Below are 4,262 nucleotides of genomic sequence, written 5' to 3'. Positions count from 1 at the left end.
TGCACAGCCTGCACGTCCAGTTCCACCCGCAGTGTTGTGCCGATCGCCGAGATTCCCGCCTGCACCACCTGGTTGTAGTTCATCGCGAAGTCCTCCCGCCGCAGCTCCGCCGTGGCGCGGAACGCCGCCCTCGTCCCGCCCCAGGGGTCCGCCCCGGTCCCCAGATAGCTCAGCTCCAGGTCGACCGGCCGTACGACACCGTGCATCCCCAGCTCCCCGTGCACCGTCCACCGGTCCGCTCCGGCGGGCGTGAGTCCCGTCGAGCGGTAGGTGATCTCGGGGTACTGGTCGACGTCCAGGAAGTCCGGCGACTTCAGGTGGCCGTCCCGCATGCCGTTGCCCGTGTCGATCGAGGCCGCCCGGATGACCGCCTCGACGCGCGACTTCTCCACGTCCTCGGCGATCTCCACCCGCCCCCCGAACTCCAGGAACCGTCCGTGCACGCTGGTGATCCCGAGGTGCTGCGCGACGGCGCCCACCGTGGAGTGCGCCGGGTCGATCGTCCACGGACCGGGCGGCGGCAGCTCCGTACCGCCCTGCCGGGCCAGGACGATGTTGCCGACCTCGGCCCGTCCGCTGGCGGTGACGAGCACGGTGGAGGCGACGGGCGCGTAGCCGACGGCGGTGACGATGACGGTGTACGGGCCGGCCGGGAGCACGGTGTCGTCCCGTACGACGCCCTCCCCGTCCGTCGCCGCCCGCAGCACCTGTGCCCCGGTCATGTCGGTCACCGTGACGACGGCGTGCGGCACGGCCCACCCGTCACGCGTGCGGATCCGAGCGTTGAGTCCCATCCCGTTTACTCCTAGCCGGGCCTCCCTCACGGAAGGCCTCAAAGAAAAGTTCGAACTCCGTCAGGAGGTAGCGCCCTAGCTGCTGGCTCCGGCGCAATCGGAAGGCCCCTGGGCGGCGGTGACCGGCCGTCCCTTGCCGTGAACGTCACCGCCGGCCCAGGGGCCCTTTCCGCGACCGGCCCGCGGCCGCGCCTCCGCTCGGGGCGCGGTCACGGGCCGGGGTCGTCACTCGCCCGGGTGGGCGAGTTCGATGTCGTGGCCGTCGATGCCGCTTCCGGTCACCGTCAGGCCGGTCGCCACCGGCGGGTAGCCGGTCGCGATGACCGTGTACTCCCCGCTGTCCAGGTCGGTGAAGGCATACGCCCCGTCCGTGCCGGTGGTCGCGGTGGCGACGACGTTGCCGGCGGCGTCCACCAGCGTGACCCGGGCGTCGTTCAGCGCCGAGCCGCCCGCACGCACGGTGCCGAGCACCCGCGCACCGGAGTTCAGCTCGACCTCGACCCGGGTGACCCCGGCCCCGCCGACCTCGACCGGCAGCGCGACGGGCCGGTGACCGGCCGCGTTCACGGCGATGGTGACACTGCCCGGGACCAGCTCGGCGAAGGTGAACTCGCCCTGCTCGCCGGAGAGTCCGGTGGCGAGAACGTCACCGCGCACATCGGTCACGATGACCATGGCCCCGGAGACCGGCAGCTTGCTGTCCGCGTCCCGCACGAGCCCGCTCAGCCCACTGGTGCCGCTGAGCAGGATGTCGTACGCGAGGGCGTCCTCGCCCACGACGACGGTGGACGCCTGCGGCTGGAAACCGTCGGCGGAGGCGATCAGCACGTACGAACCGGCGCCGGGGGCGTCGAGGGCGTAGGCGCCGTCGCCCTGGGCGACCGCGCGGCCGAGCTGCCGTCCCCCGAGGGAGATCAGCGTGACGGCGGCCTGCGGCACGGGCGCGCTCTCGGCGCCGCGGACGTGACCGCGTACCGGAATCCCGTTCGTGACCGGCGGCAGCCCCCCGGCCGAGGCCTCGGCGGCAGACGCCACGGCGGCGAGCCGCTGCGTGCCCTCGGGCCCGGACTCGGCGTGCGAGGCGACGGAGGCGAGCACGGGCTCACCGGCGGTGGGAGCGGTGGCGGAGGCCTGAGCCGGGGCACCGGAGGTCTCTCCGGCGGCCTGGGCCAGCGCGCCCGACGTCCGCAGCGGCACCTCCTTGATGAACAGCGTGATCAGGAAGGCGATCAGCGCCATCGGCGCGGCGATCAGGAAGACATCGGCGATGCCGTGCCCGTACGCGCTCTCCATCACCGTGCGGAACGGCTCGGGGATCTTGTCCAGGTCGGGGATGCCACCGCCGCCCGTACCGCCGTGGCCGAACTGCGCGGCCGCCTTCGGGCCGAGGTCGGTGATGCCGTCCTTGACGTAGTCGGTGATCCGCGTGGCCATGATCGCGCCCAGCGCCGAGACACCCATGGCACCGCCGAGCGAGCGGAAGAAGGTGACGACGGAGGAGGCGGCGCCGAGGTCCTGCGGCTCGACCTGGTTCTGCGTGCACAGCACCAGGTTCTGCATCATCATGCCGATGCCGAGACCCATCAGGGCCATGTAGATCGCGATGTGCCAGTACTCGGTGTCGTAGCGGATGGTGCCGAGCAGACCGAGGCCCGCCGTCACCAGCAGACCGCCGCTGACCAGCCACGCCTTCCACTTGCCCGTCTTGGTGATGACCTGGCCCGAGACGGTCGACGAGATGAACAGGCCGCCGATCATCGGGATCGTCATGACACCGGACATCGTCGGGGACTCGCCCCGCGCCAGCTGGAAGTACTGGCTGAAGAAGACCGTGCCCGCGAACATCGCGACGCCCACGAAGAGCGAGGCGAGCGAGGCGAGCGTGATGGTGCGGTTGCGGAAGAGCCGCAGCGGGATGATCGGCTCGCTGGCCTTGGACTCGACGAGTACGAAGAGGAGCCCGAGGACGATCGAACCGCCGACCATGGCGCCGGTCTGCCAGGACATCCAGTCGTACTTGTCACCGGCGAAGGTGACCCAGACGAGCAGCAGGCAGACCGCGGCGCTGATGAAGAAGGCGCCCGCCCAGTCGACCTTCACGTCGCGCTTGACGACGGGAAGCTTCAGGGTCTTCTGCAGCACGATCAGCGCGATGATCGCGAAGGGCACGCCGACGTAGAAGCACCAGCGCCAGCCGAGCCACGAGGTGTCGGTGATGACGCCGCCGAGCAGCGGCCCGCCGACGGTGGCGACGGCGAAGGTCGCGCCGAGGTAGCCGGAGTAACGCCCGCGCTCACGCGGGGAGATCATCGCGGCCATGACGATCTGCGCCAGGGCGGAGAGTCCGCCGACGCCGATGCCCTGCACGACGCGGCAGGCGATGAGCATGCCCGCGCTCTGCGAGAGACCGGCGACGACCGAACCGCCGACGTAGATGATCAGGGCTATCTGGACCAGGGCCTTCTTGCTGAAGAGGTCCGAGAGCTTGCCCCACAGCGGGGTGGTCGCCGTCATCGCGAGGAGCGAGGCGGTGACGACCCAGGTGTAGGCGGACTGGCCGCCGCCGAGGTCACCGATGATCTCGGGCAGGGCGTTGGAGACGATCGTCGACGACAGGATCGCCACGAACATGCCGAGCAGCAGTCCGGAGAGCGCTTCCATGATCTGCCGGTGCGTCATCGGAGCGTTCGCGTCGGCGTGACCGTGGTGGGCTCCGTGCTTGGCATGGCTGCCCCGCACACCGGCTGGTGTGGTTGTTGCCATGGGCTTCCTTTTCTTACGCGGGTGTACGGGTGGTCTCTGGGGTGGTCTGTACGTCGGGAAGCCGGGCCGAAGCCGCTCGGCAGTCCCCGAAGCTGTCGCGCAGGCGCGCGAGCAAGGTGCTGAGCTGGACGACCTCGTCGTCGGTCCAGTCGTGCAAGTAGTGGGTGAGGGTCCGGATGGACAGCTCGGACAACTCGTCGACCTTGGCCTTGCCCTCGGGCGTGAGCCGCAGGATCCGCGAGCGCTTGTCGGCCGGGTCGGGGTCGCGGACTATCCACTCCTTCTCCGCGACGTGCGCGACATGGCGGCTGGTGACCGACATGTCGACGGCGAGCAGCTCCGCGAGCCTGCTCATCCGCATGGCGCCGTGGCGCTCCAGGAGGATGAGTACGGCGGCCGAGCCGCCGGGGCAGTCGTGGGGCAGGCCCCGGCCGAGGCCGCGCTTCACGGCACCGATGGCGCTGAGCTGTCGGGCCAGCTCCTCGTACTGACGCTGCGCGGCCACGGCACCTCCTGGGTATTTGTTGCTTAGGGCAACGATAGAAGCAGTTGGTTGCCGCAGGCAAACTAAAACCGGACCAAGGCCCTAAAGAGTCGGCAAAGCTCTGCGGTTGCGCGCGTAAAGTCCCAGGCGGGCGGGGGTTGGGCCGGGAGCCGGGGATTCGCTAGTGTCCTGACCCATGGCACACAACCCCCAGGCACCCC

3 protein-coding genes are annotated in these 4,262 nt (G+C 70.4%); all 3 read right to left on the bottom strand.

The window, feature by feature from the left end; genetic code table 11:
• Nucleotides 1-794: YceI family protein (locus tag GKQ77_RS28550; protein ID WP_219691833.1), on the bottom strand; the 794-nt coding region annotated here is incomplete at its 3' end.
• A gap of 225 nt (nt 795-1,019) precedes the next feature.
• Nucleotides 1,020-3,473, bottom strand: a complete 2,454-nt coding sequence (locus GKQ77_RS28545; protein WP_504739870.1) for an MFS transporter — start codon at nt 3,471-3,473, stop codon at nt 1,020-1,022.
• A gap of 97 nt (nt 3,474-3,570) precedes the next feature.
• Nucleotides 3,571-4,062: a MarR family winged helix-turn-helix transcriptional regulator gene (locus GKQ77_RS28540; RefSeq protein WP_219691830.1), complete on the bottom strand. Its 492-nt coding sequence runs from the start codon at nt 4,060-4,062 to the stop codon at nt 3,571-3,573.
• Nucleotides 4,063-4,262 lie beyond the last annotated feature (200 nt).

This window comes from Streptomyces anatolicus (assembly GCF_019400875.1).
GTDB classification, from domain to species: domain Bacteria; phylum Actinomycetota; class Actinomycetes; order Streptomycetales; family Streptomycetaceae; genus Streptomyces; species Streptomyces anatolicus.
Note: the sequence above shows the minus strand (reverse complement) of the source record. Positions and strands in the feature narration are given on the sequence as shown.

What these genes read in the sequence shown, in the direction of transcription:
- GKQ77_RS28545 (WP_504739870.1), bottom strand. Translation starts at nt 3,473, where the DNA reads ATGACGCACCGGCAGATCATGGAAGCGCTCTCCGGACTGCTGCTCGGC.